The sequence below is a fragment of the Pseudomonas sp. Pseusp49 genome, assembly GCF_059491875.1.
The window spans coordinates 6,773,623-6,789,591 of the sequence record NZ_CP168514.1; the positions used below are offsets into that span (position 1 = coordinate 6,773,623).

Genomic DNA, 15,969 nt, shown 5'->3' on the forward strand with positions numbered 1-15,969 from the left:
GAATCCTGATGGACCGTTATGTCGTATTCGGTAACCCGATTGGCCACAGCAAATCACCGTTGATCCACCGCCTCTTTGCCGAGCAGACCGCGCAAAAGCTGGACTACAACACAATGCTGGCGCCACTCGACGACTTTTCCACCTGTGCCCGGACGTTTTTCCTTGAAGGACGCGGCGCCAATGTGACGGTGCCGTTCAAGGAAGAAGCCTACCGGCTGGCGAACAGCCTGACGGCGCGGGCGCAGCGCGCCGGTGCGGTCAATACCTTGAGCAAACTGGCCGATGGCAGCCTGCTGGGCGACAACACCGACGGTGCCGGGCTGGTGCGGGACCTGACGGTCAACGCCGGATTCAGCCTCAAGGGCAAACGCATCCTGTTGCTCGGCGCTGGCGGCGCGGTGCGCGGTGCTTTGGAGCCTTTGCTGGCCGAAGAACCCGCCTCGGTGATCATCGCCAACCGTACGGTGGACAAGGCCGAGTTGCTCGCGGAGCTGTTCTGCGATCTGGGGCCGGTCTCGGCCAGTGGCTACGACTGGTTGCAGGAGTCGGTGGACCTGATCATCAACGCGACTTCCGCGAGCCTCACGGGCGATGTGCCGCCGATTGCACCGAGCCTGATCGAACCAGGCAAAACGGTGTGCTACGACATGATGTACGGCAAGGAGCCGACCTCGTTCTGCCGCTGGGCCAGCGAACACGGGGCTGCGGTGGCGATGGATGGCTTGGGGATGCTGGCCGAGCAGGCCGCGGAAGCGTTTTTCCTGTGGCGCGGGGTGCGACCGGACACTGCGCCGGTGTTGGCTGAGTTGCGTCGGCAGTTGGCCCTTTAACTTCAAAGATCGCAGTCTTCGGCAGCTCCTACAGACATTCACAAAACCTTGTAGGAGCTGCCGAAGGCTGCGATCTGTTTAATCCTCAAACCGGATCGGGCATTTCTCGGCCCCTTCCAGCTTCCTAAGCTCTTCCACCACCTGCGGTCGTGCCCGGCGTAACGTCAGGCTGCGGTCCTGGCGCAGCAATCGTCGCGCTTCCTGGTGCAGCATTTCCACCCCTGAGTAATCGATGAAGTTGATCTGCTGCGCCTCGATCACCACGCGCGCGCCGTGCATGCGTTGCAGGCGTACTTGCAGGTAGTGGCTGGCACCGAAAAAGATCGAACCGCCGACCCGCAGAATGTCCTCCTCGCCATCGCGTACGTGCTGCACCCGTGGCTGCGATGTGCGTTTGAGATAGAAAAAAAGCGAGGCCAGTACGCCGGCGTAGATCGCCGTCTGCAATTCCAGCAGCAGCGTGGCGACGCAGGTCAGCGCCATGACCACGAACTCGGCGCGGCTGACCCGCAACAATGCGCGAATGCCGCGATGGTCCACCAGGCCCCAGGCGATCAACAGAATGCTGCCGGCCATGGCCGGAATCGGGATGTGTTCGATCAACCGCGCGCCGAATAGGGCGAACATCGCCACCCACAGTGCCGAAAAAATCCCCGCCAGCGGTGAGCAAGCGCCGGCCTCGTAGCTGAGACCCGAGCGGGTGAAGGAGCCAGCGGACAGCGATCCGGAAAAAAACGCGCCGACCATGTTCGACAAGCCCTGAGCACGAACTTCCTGGTTGGCGTCGAGTAATTGCTGCGAACGTGCGGAGATCGAGCGGGCAATCGACAGACTGGTGACCAGCCCGAGCATGCCGACCGCCACGGCGCTGGGCAGCAGGCGCAGGATCAGATCGAGATCCAGCGGCAAAGGACTGAAAGGCGGCAGCTTGCCGGTGAAGGCGCTGACCAGTTGCACGTGCCCGAACATCGATGGCCAGAGCCAGACCAGCAATCCGCCGAGGATCAGGGTGATCAGCAGCGTCGGCCAGCGTGGCAACAGCTGTTTGAGGATCACGCCCACCACCACCGTTGCCAGTCCCAGCGCCAGCGAAGGTTTGTCCATTTCGCCGAGATGGCGCAATAACGTGATGAAACTGTCCAGCGCGGTGGCTTGGCTGGGCAAGTCCAGTCCCAGCAGGTTAGGCAATTGACCGATGGCAATCACCACGGCAGCCCCCAGGGTGAAGCCGAGCACCACCGAGTGCGAGACGAAATTCACCAGCGCGCCAAATCGCAGCAAACCCAGCAGCCATTGAAAGATGCCGGCCAGAAAGGTGAGCAACAGGATCACGGTGATGTAGTCCTGCGTCGCCGGAACGGCCAGGGGACTGACGCTGGCGTACAGGACAATCGAGATGGCCGCCGTAGGACCGCAGATCAAATGCCACGACGAGCCCCAGAGGCAGGCGATCAGTACCGGGATAATTGCGGCGTACAGGCCGTATTCCGGTGGGAGACCGGCGATGAGCGCGTAGGCAATGGATTGCGGCAACGCCAGAATCGCGCCGCTGAGGCCGACGACCAGGTCCCGGCCGACGCTGGTGCGGGTTTGCTTGGGCAACCAACTGAGGAATGGAAAGAGTGAATGGCGGCTTGGCAGGGCCATGGGGCCTCTCGGTCTGGAATTTTGCGCAAGGGTAGCAGGACATGATCTGTGGGAGCGGGCTTGCTCGCGAAGGCGGTGGGTCAGACAACATTAATGTCGACTGATCCACCGCCTTCGCGAGCAAGCCCGCTCCCACAAGTATTGGTTACAACTTGGCTTTCACTGCGGGCAGCGCGTCCTTGCCATCCACGGTCTTCACTCCATCAAGCCACTTGTCCAATACCGCCGGGTTGGCCTTGATCCATGCCTTGGCTGCGTCGGCGTTACTGACCTTGTTGTTCACCACCTCGGCCATGATGCTGTTTTCCATATCCTGGGTGAAGCTCAGGTTGGTCAGGAGTTTGCCGACGTTCGGGCAGGCCTGTGCATAACCTTTGCGGGTCAGCGTGTGCACGCTGCCGGTGTCACCGAAGTACTTCTCGCCGCCCTTGAGGTAATGCATTTTCAGTTGCACGTTCATCGGGTGCGGGGTCCAGCCGAGGAAGGTCACGAATTTCTGCTTTTTCACCGCGCGGGACACTTCTGCCAGCATGGCCTGCTCGCTGGACTCGACCAGTTTCCACTGGCCCATGTCGAAATCGTTTTTCTTGATGATCTCTTGCAGCGAGATGTTCGCCGGGGCGCCGGAGCCGATGCCGTAGATCTTGCGGTCGAACTTGTCGGCGTATTTGTTCAGGTCGGCAAAGTTATGCACACCCGCGTCCCACACATAGTCTGGAACGGCAAGGGTGAATTCGGTGCCGTCGAGGTTCTTCGCCAGTTGTGTGACATCGCCATTGGCGACGAACTTGTCATAGAAGCCCTGCTGCGCCGGCATCCAGTTACCCAGGAACACATCGACCTGGCCATCCTTGAGCCCGCCAAAAGTGATCGGCACCGCGAGGGTGTCGACCTTGGCCTTGTAGCCCATGCCGTCCAGCAGGAACCCGGTGATGGCATTGGTCGCGGCGATGTCGCTCCAACCCGGGTCGGCCATCTTCACGGTCTCGCAACTCTGGTCGGCAAACGCCGATGCGCTGCCCAGAGCCAGGAGCCCGATCGTCAGTACTGTGGATAACCTTTGCATGGACTTCCCCTTAACATTATTGGTTTTGGCAGGGTTGTGGATAACGTGCTTTACGTTCCAGATCGTCGAGGTCGATGTGGTTGCGCATGTATTGCTGACTGGCGTCCACCAGCGGCTGGTGATCCCAGCTCTTCAGCTTGCCGAGGGTCAACGCCTCGGCCACGAAACGCCGGCGCCGCTGGCTGGCGAGCACCTGCTGGTGGATGGCCGGAATATTCCATTTCGCCCGCGCCTCAGCGAGAAAATCGTCGAACAGCTGGCGATGTTGCGGCGAATGGCTGAGTTCTTCCAGTTCGTGAGGGTCATTGTGTACGTCGAAGAGCAGACAAGGGTCGTCTTCGCTGTAGATGAATTTATAGGCCCCGCGGCGGATCATCATCAGCGGGCTGATGGTGCCTTCGGCCATGTATTCACCGAACACTTCATCGTGGCCACCCTGCCCTTGCAGGTGCGGTACCAGTGAGCGGCCGTCCAGCGGCAAGCCCGGTTCCAGCGAGCCGCCAGCCAGTTCGACGAATGTCGGCAACAGGTCCGCCGTGGAAACACTGGCGCTGACCCGGCCGGCACCGAACTGCCCCGGTGCGCTGATCAGCAGCGGCACCCGTGCGGCCATTTCATACCAGTGCATTTTGTACCAGAGGCCGCGCTCGCCGAGCATGTCGCCGTGGTCACCGGAAAACACGATGATGGTGTCGTCGATCAGCCCGGTATCTTCAAGGGTTTGCAGGAGTTTGCCGACGTTGCTGTCGATATAGCTGCACGCGCCGAAATAGGCACGGCGGGCATCGCGGATCTTATCCACAGGCAGTGGCTTGTCCCACAGGTCATAGACCTTGAGCAAACGCTGCGAGTGCGGATCGAGGTCATGCGGGTCCGGGGTTACAGGCAGCGGGATATCGGCATCGTCGTACAAATCCCAGAAAGCCTTGGGAATCGTGTACGGATCGTGTGGGTGAGTCATGGAAACGGTCAGGCAGAACGGCTGGTCGCCATCCTCGCGGATATGGTCGAACAGGTACTGCTGGGCCTTGAATACCACCTCTTCGTCGAAATCCAACTGGTTGGTGCGCACGCAGGGTCCGGCTTGCAGAACCGAGGACATGTTGTGGTACCAGGTCGGACGCACATCCGGTTCATCCCAGTTCACCGCCCAGCCGTAGTCGGCCGGGTAGATGTCACTGGTCAGGCGCTCTTCGTAGCCATGCAACTGGTCCGGCCCGCAGAAATGCATCTTGCCCGACAGGGCGGTGCGGTAGCCGAGGCGGCGTAGGTAATGGGCATAGGTCGGTACGTCGGCGGGGAAGTCGGCGGCGTTGTCGTAGGCGCCGATCTTGCTCGGCAACTGGCCGCTGACCAGGGTGAAGCGCGACGGCGCACACAGGGGGCTGTTGCAATAAGCCGAGTCGAACACCACGCCTTGTGCGGCGAGGCGGCTGAGATTGGGCAGCTTGATGGGCGATGGACCGTAGAACGGCAACATTGGCGCGGCCATTTGATCGGCCATGATGAAAAGAATGTTCTTGCGCTTCATGTGATCGCGGCATTCCATAGTGGATGTTTATGCGAGAGTGCTGGCTTCGAGAATGAAACCCAAGCTCTTTGCGGTAAAGCCCATGCACGGCAATGACTAGGATAAGCACAGCTTATGTATGACGCCCTTGGTGACCTGTCACTGGATCTGCTTCGTGCCTTCGAAGCGGCAGCCCGTCAGCGCAGCTTCACCGCGGCGGCGGTTGAACTCGGCACCACGCAGCCGGCCATCAGCCAGCAGATCAAGCGCCTTGAAGAACAACTGGCGACCCGATTGTTCGACCGCATTTATCGCGGTATCGAGTTGACTGAGGCCGGGCTGATACTTTTTCAGCAGGTTCAGCTCGGATTGCAGAATATCGATTCAGGATTGAGCGCAATTAGCGCCCAGCAACAGCATGAGGTGCTGCAGGTGGCCACGGATTTTGCCTTTGCCGCCTATTGGTTGATGCCGCGTCTGCACCGCTTTCACGCGGCTAATCCGCAGGTGGATGTCAGCCTGGTCACCAGTGAACGCAGCCATAACATGCTACGTACCGATATCGACGTGGCGATACTGTTCGGCGATGGCCGCTTCAAGCAGGGTGAAAGCCATTGGCTGTTCAGTGAGGAAGTGTTTCCGGTGTGCAGCCCGCAGTTGCTGGGTGAACGTTCCCTGCCCTTGCCCCCCCAGGCCTTGCTCGAGTTTCCGTTGCTGCATCTGCGTGGGGAACACAGCAGTAACTGGTTCGACTGGAGCGGTGTATTCCGCGAGTTGGGCATCACCTCGCCCCCGGCACCCGGTCAACTGCGTTTCGACAACTACACCTTGCTGATTCAGGCGGCGATTGGTGGTCAGGGCGTGGCCATCGGCTGGCGTCACCTTGTGGATAACTTGCTGGCGCAAGGGTTGTTATGTCGACCGATCGGCGAAACGGTGATGTCCCGGCTGGGCTATTACGTGGTTTTGCCCCAGCGTAAACGGCGCGGGGTGTTGATCCAGCAGTTTGTGGATTGGTTGATGGCTGAGCAGGCGGGCAGCGCGGGGTCGTTGACGGGGTTGGCGTTTCCTTCGATTGCGGTTTGAGTGTCAAAAGATCGCTGTAGGAGCTGCCGAAGGCTGCGATCTTTCAAGGTTCCGAGGTCGCGATGAAACTGACGTGCTCGCCGATGTGCAGTTTCAGGTGCAATTCATCGGCAATGCCCACGGCGGTACGGGCCAATCGCCCGAGCGGTTCGGCCAGTCCCGGCTCGAGGTTGCCGCCGGGTTTGGCGAAATGTTCGATGGTCAGCCCCGGTACCCCGCGCGGTTCGTTGACCAGCGTCCACTGCAAAGGACTGCTTTGCAGTGCCTCGCGGATTTCCTCTGCGGCGTGACGTTGCAGGCTGTCCTCGAGCTCCGGCTCGTCCAGCACCGCGAAATCTCCCACCAGAAACAACCGGGCAACGCCTGCCCCCTGCAGGCCTTCAATCAAGGCGTCGACTGCCAGCACTTGCTCGACCGGACCCGGTACGATGGTTTTTTCCACGTGTTCGCTGTTGAACGGTAAGCCAGGAGCGTCCAGCAAACAGATGACCACGGAGCTGCCAGCCACACTCTGCTTGACCCGTTGCGCGTCGAACAGGTCGCCAGTCTTGGTGCGCAGCCCCGGACGGGGTGCCAGCGCATTGAGGTCATCGAGAATCGCGATCACTTCATGCTGGCGTCGCAGCATTTCAGCCATCAGCGCACTGCCCAGGCTACTCATGGCACCATAAAGCACCACTTTCACAACGGGGGTTTCGGCATTTTTCATGGCTGAACCCTTTTTCCAGCGTCTATATGACGTGTGACCCGCAGGAAAGGGTGAGGGTTCGAACAGCTTTCAGAGGGATTGCAATGCAGCAGATCACGGGCTATCACGCCCATGTTTACTTCGATGCCGACTCGATAGGGCAGGCGCGGGCGCTGTGTGAGCAGGCGGCGCAATTGTTTCCAGTGAAAATGGGCCGTGTGCACGAGCGCCCGGTCGGTCCACACCCGGACTGGAGCTGCCAGTTGGCGTTCGAGCCGCAGGTGCTGGGCGACGTGCTGCCGTGGCTGGCGCTCAACCGCAAGGGCCTGGTGGTGTTTTTACACCCGGACACCGGCGACGATCTGCGAGACCACACCGAGCATGCGATCTGGATGGGCGCGATTCGACCGCTGGACCTGTCTATTTTTTGATCAGAGTGTTTCTTCTGCCTCGCCGGGCAAGTGTTCGTCCAGATGCAGCCACGGCAAGCGGCTGTCGGTCCAGATGTGCCGCTGCGCCGGTGCCTGCTCGGGGTGGTCGAGGGTGGCGATGGTCAGGTCGATGCTGTCCGGGCTCAGGTGCGTTACCACCGCCAGTTGCGCCCCGCAGTGACCGCAGAAGTAACGCGCGCAGGTGGATGAAGAGTCGTACCGCGACGGCGTCCCGGCCAGCCATTGAAAGGCGGATGCCGGCACGGTGATCCAGGTGGTCACGATGCCGCCGCTGACCCGTCGGCAAATCGAACAATGACAGTGGACGATATCGTGCAGTGGCCCGCTGAATTGATAGCGCAGCTGCCCGCAGTGGCAGCCGCCGGTGTGAACATTGGTCATGACATTCCTCCTGCTGCGTAATGACTGACGCCTTCGCGAGCAAGCCCGCTCCCACATTGGCTTTGTGTACGACACAGATCCAGTGTGGGAGCGGGCTTGCTCGCGAAGGCCGTAACCCGGTTCACCTCCCTGCCCCCGTCCGACGACCGGTCGTGCATCCGGTCAAAGCTTTCAATTGCGAAAGCTGGCTGAAAGCTTCCCCGATTAGGATCGCCGCCACTACCGGCAAAAGACCGGTGGCCAATGCGAGTGTTCGATTGCTCGCCAGGCCCATTTAACAACAACAATGGTGATTCTGATGTCCTCTTCTACCCGCCACTTCGCTGTGCCTCCGTCCGTACCTCTCGTGCTTCCCGTTCTGCGCTGATCCCGCCCGATCCGCCCATTCCCTAGCCGCGCTACGCCTGGAGTACTCCCATGCTGACTTTCCTTGGCTTCGCCATGGTCATCACGTTCATGTTCCTGATCATGACCAAGCGCCTGTCTGCGCTGATCGCCCTGATCCTCATTCCAATCATCTTCGCCCTGTTCGGCGGCTTCGGCCCCAAAATCGGCCCGATGATGCTCGAAGGCATCACCAAGCTCGCGCCGACCGGCGTGATGCTGATGTTCGCTATTTTGTATTTCGCCCTGATGATCGACTCCGGCCTGTTCGACCCGGCCGTGCGCAAGATCCTCAAAATGGTCAAGGGCGACCCGCTGAAGGTTTCGGTCGGCACCGCTGTACTGGCGCTGGTCGTTTCCCTCGATGGTGACGGCGCGACCACCTACATGATCTGCGTGGCCGCCATGCTGCCGCTCTACAGCCGCATCGGCATGAGCCCGCGGATCATGGCCGGCCTGATCATCCTCGCCGGTGGCGTGATGAACATGACCCCATGGGGCGGCCCGACCGCCCGTGCCGCCAGCGCACTGCACGTGGACCCGTCGGCTATTTTCGTACCGATGATCCCGGCGATGCTGGCCGGTGTGGTGGCGATCCTGGCCATCGCTTACTTCTACGGCAAACGTGAACGTGCGCGTCTGGGTGAACTGCACCTGGTGGGCGATGAAGTCGACCACAGCGAAATCAGTGTCTCGCAGTTCCCGGATGCCCGTCGTCCGAAACTGATCTGGTTCAACGGCGCCCTGACACTGGGCCTGATGTGCACCCTGATCGCCGGCCTGCTGCCGTTGCCGGTGTTGTTCATGGTGGCGTTCAGTATCGCCATGATCGTCAACTATCCTTGCCTGCAACAGCAGAAGGATCGCGTCGCGGCTCACGCCGGTAGCGTACTGGCCGTGGTCGGGCTGATCTTTGCGGCCGGCATCTTCACCGGTATCCTGTCGGGCACCGGCATGGTCGATGCCATGTCGAAAAGCCTGTTGTCGGTGATTCCGGATTTCCTCGGCCCGTACCTGGCGGTGATCACGGCGCTGGTAAGCATGCCGTTCACCTTCTTCATGTCGAACGATGCATTTTATTACGGCGTGTTACCGGTACTTGCCGAAGCCGCCAGTCACTACGGTATAACCGCGGTGGAAATGGCACGTGCCTCGATCGTCGGTCAGCCCGTCCACCTGTTGAGCCCGCTGGTTCCATCGACCTATCTGTTGGTGGCCCTGGCCGGTATCGATTTCGGTGACCACCAGCGTTTCACCCTGAAGTGGGCAGTGCTGGTTTGTATCTGCATACTGATTGCTGCACTGCTGTTGGGGACTTTCCCGATGTTCAGCACTCTATAAGCCCAAGACTCACCACTTCGGGTCCAGGCTTCGCTGTTTGAAGCCCGGGCCCTTTGTGGTTTAACAATCGCTCAAAGGAATACACATGGAATGGCTGACCAACCCTGAAATCTGGGTTGCCTTCTTTACCCTGACCGCCCTGGAAATCGTTCTGGGCATCGATAACATCATCATGATTTCGATTCTGGTCAGCCGCATGCCCAAACATATGCAGGCGCGTACCCGGATTTTCGGTCTGGCGTTGGCCATGATCACGCGAATCCTGCTCCTGCTGTCGATCACCTGGGTCATGCGCCTCACCGCCGACCTGTTCGTCGTGTTCGGCCAGGGCATCTCCGGACGTGACCTGATCCTGTTCTTCGGTGGTCTGTTCCTGCTGTGGAAGAGCTCGCAAGAGATGTACCACGCGCTGGAAGGTGAAGACGAAACCAACGAAGAGCCTTCGGGCAAGGGCGGCAACTTCCTCTACACCATCATCCAGATCGCGATCATCGACATCGTGTTCTCGCTGGACTCGGTCATCACCGCGGTCGGCATGGTCTCCCACGTACCGGTCATGGTCGCGGCGATCATCGTGGCGGTGTTGGTGATGATGTGGGCTTCCGGCACCATCAGCGAGTTCATCGACAAGCACCCGTCGCTGAAGATGCTGGCGCTGTCGTTCCTGCTGATCGTCGGTACCGTGCTGATTGCCGAATCCCTGGACGTACACGTGCCAAAAGGCTACGTCTACTTCGCCATGGCGTTCTCGCTGGCGGTGGAAGCGATCAACATCAGGATGCGCACGGCCATCGCGAAAAAGAAGAAACAGCAGGATCCGGTAAAGCTGCGCAAGGACATTCCGGGCCAGTAACCCGGTAGTACGCAATACCCTGTGGGAGCGGGCTTGCTCGCGAAGACAATGTGTCAGACAACATTAATGTTGACTGATACGACGCCTTCGCGAGCAAGCCCGCTTGTGTCTAGATCCAGGAATAGACTTCGAGGTGAGAGGGGTGGATGGCAAGCTGTGAGTCCGCGGTGCTAAAAGCACGTGTGGGAGCCAAGCTGCCATCCACCTTTCCACTCTGGCCCATAAGCCCGAACAGTTGGACGAGCGCCACTCGAATCACAAGCGTGGGCAAAGCCAGAGCACTCTCACTCCTGAGTGTAAGAGGGTTTTGCCATGATTTCCTGGGTCGGCATCGATATCTCCAAATCAAACCTGGTTGTATGGGTTCAACCTCAGGGTGAAGGTTTTGACCTTCCCAATACGTCAGAAGGCTTTGTTGAGCTGATTGAGCGCCTGAGCCGGTACGAGGTTGGCCGGGTTCTGCTGGAGGCCACCGGTGGTTACGAGAGCAAGGTCATGGCGGCACTGCAGGGCGCCGACTTCAACGTGCTCAGAATCAATCCCCGCCGGGCCAGAGCCTTCGCCGTGGCGATGGGCAAGAATGCCAAGACCGACCCCATCGACGCGGCCGTGCTGGCGGACTTCGCTGAAGTGCTGCATGCATCCCGCGACAAGATCATTTCGCCGGAACGTGAAGCGCTGCGCGAGCTGATCCAGTTGCGCGAGCAGTTTGTTCAGCAACGAGACGACAACAAGCGCCGGCTTCAGCAAGTCCAGCTACCCGTTGTTATCGAGGCGATCAAAGGTCTTGTTCACTACCTGCAAGTGCAGATCAAGCAGCTCGATAAAACCATCCATCAGAGCATGCATGAACTGGATGCCGAAAAAGCCGAGCGACTCATTTCCGTTAAAGGTATCGGTACGGTGGCCACAGCCAGCTTGCTGGTTTACCTGCCTGAATTGGGAGAGCTTGATCGTCGTGAAGTGGCGGCCTTGGCGGGAATTGCGCCGTACAACGACGACAGCGGCAATCACAGCGGAAAACGTCAAATCTATGGAGGCAGAGCCCGTGTCAGACGTGCGCTTTACATGTCTTGCTGGGTCGTGATCCGTCATCAGCCAGACTTCAAGGCACGTTATGACGCTCTTCGGGAGCGAGGCAAGAGCGCGAAAGTCGCGCTCATCGCCTGCATGCGGGTCTTACTGATTAGGCTGAATGCCATGTTGCGGGACGGCACCGAATGGCGGTGACGAGTGGCAGGGGGAAGACAGTTGCTCCCACTTTGTTTTTTGCGGGTTGCTTAAACGGGATTTCATGACAGTTTTGTTTCAATCCCTTCTTTGGCTGTGCGATGCTGGCGCGCAGACCGTTAGCCAACTACAGCTTAAGTACAGAACGTAGAACGTCGCGCGGTACCGTCAATTTGCTCCTTTGGGGCGCTACACCACAGGGGGTCATTATGCTCACCCTGCTCAATTTGCTTTCCGCCGTGGCCCTGCTGATCTGGGGCACGCACATCGTCCGAACCGGCATCCTGCGGGTCTACGGCACCAATTTGCGCCATGTCATCAGCCATAACATGGCCAACCGCTGGCTGGCGTTCGCCTCCGGGATCGCCGTGACGGCGATGGTCCAGAGCAGCAACGCCACTGCCATGCTCGTCACCTCCTTTGTCGGCCAGGGCCTGATGGCGCTGACCCCGGCGCTGGCCACCATGCTTGGCGCGGACGTCGGTACGGCGCTGATGGCGCGGGTGCTGACGTTCGATCTGTCGTGGCTGTCGCCATTGCTGATTTTTGTCGGGGTGATTTTCTTTCTGTCGCGCAAACAGACCCGGCTCGGGCAGTTGGGCCGTGTTGCCATTGGCTTGGGGTTGATCATTCTGGCGCTGCAACTGATTGTCGAGGCGGCGCATCCGATTACCCACGCCAAAGGAGTGAAGGTAATTTTCGCCTCACTCACTGGCGACATCCTGCTCGACGCCCTGGTCGGGGCACTGTTCGCGATGATTTCCTATTCCAGCCTGGCCGCCGTGCTGCTGACAGCGACCCTGGCGGGTGCCAATGTGATCAGCCTGCCGGTGGCCATCGGGCTGGTGATCGGCGCCAATATCGGCAGCGGTATACTTGCCTTCCTCAGCACCAGTATGCAGAACGCCGCCGGACGCCAAGTGGCGCTGGGCAGCCTGCTGTACAAACTGATTGGTCTTTTATTGATCATTCCGGTGCTCGACCCGCTGGTGCACTGGCTCGATGGCCTGGATTTCAGCCCTCAGGAAATGGTCATTGGCTTTCACCTGCTCTACAACACCGTGCGCTGCCTGATCCTGCTGCCCAGCCTCGAACCGATGGCCAGGTTTTGCGCCTGGGTGCTACCGGAGCGCCCGCTGGCCAACGGCACGGCCAAGCCCCGGCATCTTGACCCCACGGCCTTGGTCACGCCCGGTCTGGCGCTGGCCAACGCGGCCCGGGAAACCTTGCGCATGGGCGACCTGATCGACAACATGCTCGAAGCCATGCTCGATGTGTTGCGTGGCAAGCAAACCGCCGTCACCCAGGAAGTCCGTCGCCTGAGCGACGATGTCGAAGCGCTCTACAGTGCGATCAAGTTGTACCTGGCGCAAATGCCCCGGGAAGACCTCAGTGACCAGGACAGCCGGCGCTGGGCGGAAATCATTGAGCTGGCGATCAACCTGAAGCTCTCCAGCGATTTGATCGAACGCATGCTGCGCAAGATTCAGCAGCAGAAAACCTCACAGCGCCGGTCGTTTTCCGAAGTCGGGCTGGACGAACTGACCGGACTGCACACTCAGTTGATTTCCAGCCTGCGGCTCGGGATGTCGGTGTTTCTCAGTGGTGACCCGGAAAGTGCGCGCCAGCTGGTGCGTGAAAAACGTCGTTTCCGTGCACAGGAACGGCGTCTGGCCCACGCTCATGTCAGCCGTTTACACCGTAAAATCGTGCAAAGTATCGAAACCAGCTCGTTGCACCTGGAGCTGATCGCCGACATGAAGCGTCTGAATTCGCTGTTTTGCAGCAGTGCCTACGTGGTGCTGGAAACATCGGACACCGGTGCGTTGGTGGTCGACGATTTGAGCGACATCACTCATTCACCCTGAACGTCCACAGTCGCCTGAAGTCTGTTGAACTTACGCTGGTCGTATGGAAGCTTGTTATGCGTTGTCTGTTGTTCGCCTGCCTGTTGCTTGGTTCACTCCCGTCATTCGCCCTGGATCGCTTTCAGGTCGAGGGCTACACGCTGCGCAATGGCTTGCAGTTGCTGCTCAAACCCGGCACTGATCGCGGGCATGTGGCAATCCGGCTGGTGGTCGGCGTTGGCCTGGACGATTTCGGCTGCGAAGAAAAGGAACTGCCACATCTGTTGGAACACCTGTTGTTCAGCGGCATCGACGCCAGTGGCGAAGGTGGCCTGGAGGAACGCATGCAGGCCTTGGGCGGTGAGTGGAATGCCTTTACCAGCAATGCCGATACGACTTTCGTCATCGAGGCCCCGGCGAAAAACCAGCGCAAGGTACTCGACCTGTTGCTGGCGCTGCTGACCCAGACCCGCTTCGACGACAGCGCCATCAACGCGGCCAAGCAGGTGGTCGAGCGTGAAGACGGTGGTCACTACTCGCACCTGCAACGCTGGCTCGATCGCCAGGACCTCGGCCACACGGCCAGCAACCAATTGGCCGTCGAGTTGGGCCTCAAATGCCCGGAGCGTGCGCAAGTCGATGACTTGACCCGTCAGCAACTGGAGCAGGTGCGCAAGGACTGGTATGCGCCGAACAACATGACCCTGATCGTGGTCGGCGACCTCGACAAGTTGCTGCCAGCCTATCTGGAGCGGGCGTATGGCGCGCTGGAAGCGATCCCCCCCGGCGAGCATCCGCCGCTGCCGCAAATCCGGGCCAGCGCCGCCCATGAGCGCACCTTGCCCCACGGTCTGGTCGGCAACGGCGCCAAGTTGCACTGGCTGGTGCCGGAGCCGGTGCTGGAAGACGGTCACGACCAAACCTTCGATTTACTCAAGGACTATCTGGATTGGGCGCTCTATCGCCAACTGCGCCTGGCTCATGGTTTGTCCTATGGCCCGTGGGCGGAACGCGAAGTGTTCGGCGGCGTGGGTTTCATGAGCCTCAATGCCGACCTTGAACGCGACGACGTGCCCGAGGCCGAACAAGTGCTCGATGACTTGAAGGCCGAACTGCTCAGGGACGGCCTCAATGCCGACACGTTCAACCGCCTGAAACAGGCCGCGATCGCCCGCCAGGCCTGGGCCGTACAAGGCAACAGTGCGTTGGCCGACTACTACTGGAGCGCCATCGGCGACTACGAGGACGGTCGCTTCACCAATCCGGCCAGGGAGCTGCAGGGGGTGACGCTGGAAGAGGCGAACAAGGCGGTGCGTGAACTGCTGTTGCAGCCGGGGTATTTGCGGATCGAGAAGCCGTTGTTCAGCTATGACCAGTTGATGTGGTTGGTGGTTGGTGGGGCGGGCTTGATCGTGTTGATGCTGGTGGGCTGGCGTTTGCTTCGCAGGAAGTAATCATTCTGTTTGGCAAGAAAACTGCCTGTGGGAAACACAATCCCCTGTGGGAGCGTGGTGTAACTGACCGTGAACCCTCGCCACAGCGCCGCACCAGCGCTACCCTGTCGAGGTTTTTTCCTACAACCACTGTGAAACCGCCGAATGCAAAACCTGACCCGTTTCGTACAGCGCATCCTCGAATTGATGAAGCGCTACCCCGGGGTCATTGCGCTCGCTGGTTTCATCTCCGGGGTAGGCAGCTTCATCCTGGTCGATCGCCAGCAAGGCCTGGCGAGCTGGATCACCACCATCATGCTGATCAGCTGGATCTGGCTGATGCTGGAGAACAGCCTGACCAAGCTGTTCACGCGCATTTTCAAGCGCGAAATCCCGGAACCCTTGCTGCGTTACGCAACGCAGATGATCCATCAGGAAAGCCTGTTCTTTGTCCTGCCGTTCTTCTTCATCACCACGACGTGGAACAGCGGCCAGTTGTTTTTCACCGGGCTGCTGGGCGTCGCGGCACTGATTTCGATCATCGACCCGTTGTACTACAAGTGGCTGGCGCCACGGCGCTGGGCGTTTCTGGCCCTGCACACCCTGACCTTGTTCGCCGCGCTCCTCACCGCGTTGCCGGTGATCATGCACCTGACCACCGCGCAAAGTTTCAAATGGGCACTGGGTATCTCGGTGCTGCTGTCGTTCCCGAGCCTGGCGTCGATCTTCCCGATTCGTACCCTGCGCAGCGCGCTGGCGATTTTGAGTATCACTCTGGGCATTGGCGCCGTCGGGTGGGAGCTGCGCTCGTGGGTCCCACCGGCGACGCTGTGGATGACCGATGTGGCCATCAGTACGCAAATGCAGGACCGAACGCCTGGCGCCAGCCTCGAGGAAGTCAGCGCCGAGCAGATCCGCAATGGCGGGCTTTACGCCTACACCGCGATCAATGCCCCGCGGGGTTTGGACGAACGGATTTATCACGTCTGGCAGTTCAACGGCAAAGAAGTCGACCGCATCCCGTTGGATATTCACGGCGGGCGTAAGGAAGGGTACCGTGCCTGGACCCACAAGCAGAATTTCCCGGGCAACCCGGCCGGCAAATGGCAGGTCCGGGTGCTGACCGAAGATGGCCAGGTCATCGGCGTGCTGCGTTTCAAGGTCACGGACAGCACAGCGATCAAAGAAAAGTAGTACGGTTCGTGCTATTACGTAGAGCTG

Annotated in this window: 14 protein-coding genes; 9 read left to right on the forward strand and 5 right to left on the reverse strand. The window is 59.9% G+C overall.

From position 1 onward, the window contains the following. Positions 1-8 precede the first annotated feature (8 nt). Positions 9-830: a shikimate dehydrogenase gene (gene aroE, locus ACEN83_RS30365; protein WP_495579141.1), complete on the forward strand. Its 822-nt coding sequence runs from the start codon at positions 9-11 to the stop codon at positions 828-830. A gap of 78 nt (positions 831-908) precedes the next feature. Here aroE and ACEN83_RS30370 read toward each other — a convergent pair whose 3' ends face one another. The 3 genes from ACEN83_RS30370 to betC form a co-directional block, all read right to left on the reverse strand. Further along, complete coding sequence (locus tag ACEN83_RS30370) at positions 909-2,477, reverse strand: SulP family inorganic anion transporter (RefSeq protein ID WP_495579142.1); 1,569 nt, start codon at positions 2,475-2,477, stop codon at positions 909-911. Positions 2,478-2,622: 145 nt separating this feature from the next. Then, positions 2,623-3,543, reverse strand: a complete 921-nt coding sequence (gene choX, locus ACEN83_RS30375; protein ID WP_495579143.1) for a choline ABC transporter substrate-binding protein — start codon at positions 3,541-3,543, stop codon at positions 2,623-2,625. Positions 3,544-3,559: 16 nt separating this feature from the next. Further along, positions 3,560-5,074, reverse strand: a complete 1,515-nt coding sequence (gene betC, locus ACEN83_RS30380) for a choline-sulfatase (protein WP_495579144.1) — start codon at positions 5,072-5,074, stop codon at positions 3,560-3,562. A 114-nt stretch (positions 5,075-5,188) separates the two neighbouring features. Here betC and ACEN83_RS30385 point away from each other — a divergent pair, with 114 nt between their 5' ends. Next, positions 5,189-6,139, forward strand: coding sequence for a choline sulfate utilization transcriptional regulator (locus ACEN83_RS30385; protein ID WP_495579145.1), 951 nt, complete (start codon positions 5,189-5,191; stop codon positions 6,137-6,139). A gap of 43 nt (positions 6,140-6,182) precedes the next feature. Here the strand turns inward: ACEN83_RS30385 and ACEN83_RS30390 are convergent, their stop codons facing one another. Further along, on the reverse strand, positions 6,183-6,848 hold the full coding sequence (locus ACEN83_RS30390; RefSeq protein WP_007969850.1) for an NAD(P)-dependent oxidoreductase: 666 nt from the start codon (positions 6,846-6,848) through the stop codon (positions 6,183-6,185). Between the two features lie 83 nt (positions 6,849-6,931). On the opposite strand from ACEN83_RS30390, the gene ACEN83_RS30395 reads away from it, so the two are divergent. After that, on the forward strand, positions 6,932-7,258 hold the full coding sequence (locus tag ACEN83_RS30395; protein WP_015092870.1) for a DOPA 4,5-dioxygenase family protein: 327 nt from the start codon (positions 6,932-6,934) through the stop codon (positions 7,256-7,258). On the opposite strand, the gene ACEN83_RS30400 is transcribed toward ACEN83_RS30395, so the two are convergent. Further along, positions 7,259-7,660 carry a GFA family protein gene (locus ACEN83_RS30400; protein WP_258683020.1) on the reverse strand — a complete coding sequence of 134 codons (402 nt, stop codon included), beginning with the start codon at positions 7,658-7,660 and terminating at the stop codon, positions 7,259-7,261. A gap of 417 nt (positions 7,661-8,077) precedes the next feature. Between ACEN83_RS30400 and ACEN83_RS30405 the strand changes: the two genes are divergently transcribed. The 6 genes from ACEN83_RS30405 to ACEN83_RS30430 all read left to right on the forward strand — a co-directional run bounded on the left by ACEN83_RS30405 (position 8,078) and on the right by ACEN83_RS30430 (position 15,942). Beyond that, a complete protein-coding gene (locus ACEN83_RS30405) occupies positions 8,078-9,385 on the forward strand; it encodes a CitMHS family transporter (protein WP_007969845.1) in 1,308 nt (435 codons plus the stop codon). Positions 9,386-9,470: 85 nt separating this feature from the next. Further along, a complete protein-coding gene (locus ACEN83_RS30410; RefSeq protein WP_102669504.1) occupies positions 9,471-10,238 on the forward strand; it encodes a TerC family protein in 768 nt (255 codons plus the stop codon). Positions 10,239-10,550: 312 nt separating this feature from the next. Next, a complete protein-coding gene (locus ACEN83_RS30415; RefSeq protein WP_495578386.1) occupies positions 10,551-11,468 on the forward strand; it encodes an IS110 family transposase in 918 nt (305 codons plus the stop codon). 209 nt (positions 11,469-11,677) lie between these two features. Then, positions 11,678-13,336, forward strand: a complete 1,659-nt coding sequence (locus ACEN83_RS30420; RefSeq protein ID WP_493725546.1) for a Na/Pi cotransporter family protein — start codon at positions 11,678-11,680, stop codon at positions 13,334-13,336. A gap of 56 nt (positions 13,337-13,392) precedes the next feature. Continuing rightward, the gene (locus ACEN83_RS30425; RefSeq protein ID WP_495579146.1) at positions 13,393-14,769 is read left to right on the forward strand and encodes a M16 family metallopeptidase; all 1,377 of its coding nucleotides are present in this window, start codon (positions 13,393-13,395) and stop codon (positions 14,767-14,769) included. A gap of 144 nt (positions 14,770-14,913) precedes the next feature. Then, a complete protein-coding gene (locus ACEN83_RS30430) occupies positions 14,914-15,942 on the forward strand; it encodes a DUF5924 family protein (RefSeq protein WP_495579147.1) in 1,029 nt (342 codons plus the stop codon). Positions 15,943-15,969: the final 27 nt, after the last annotated feature.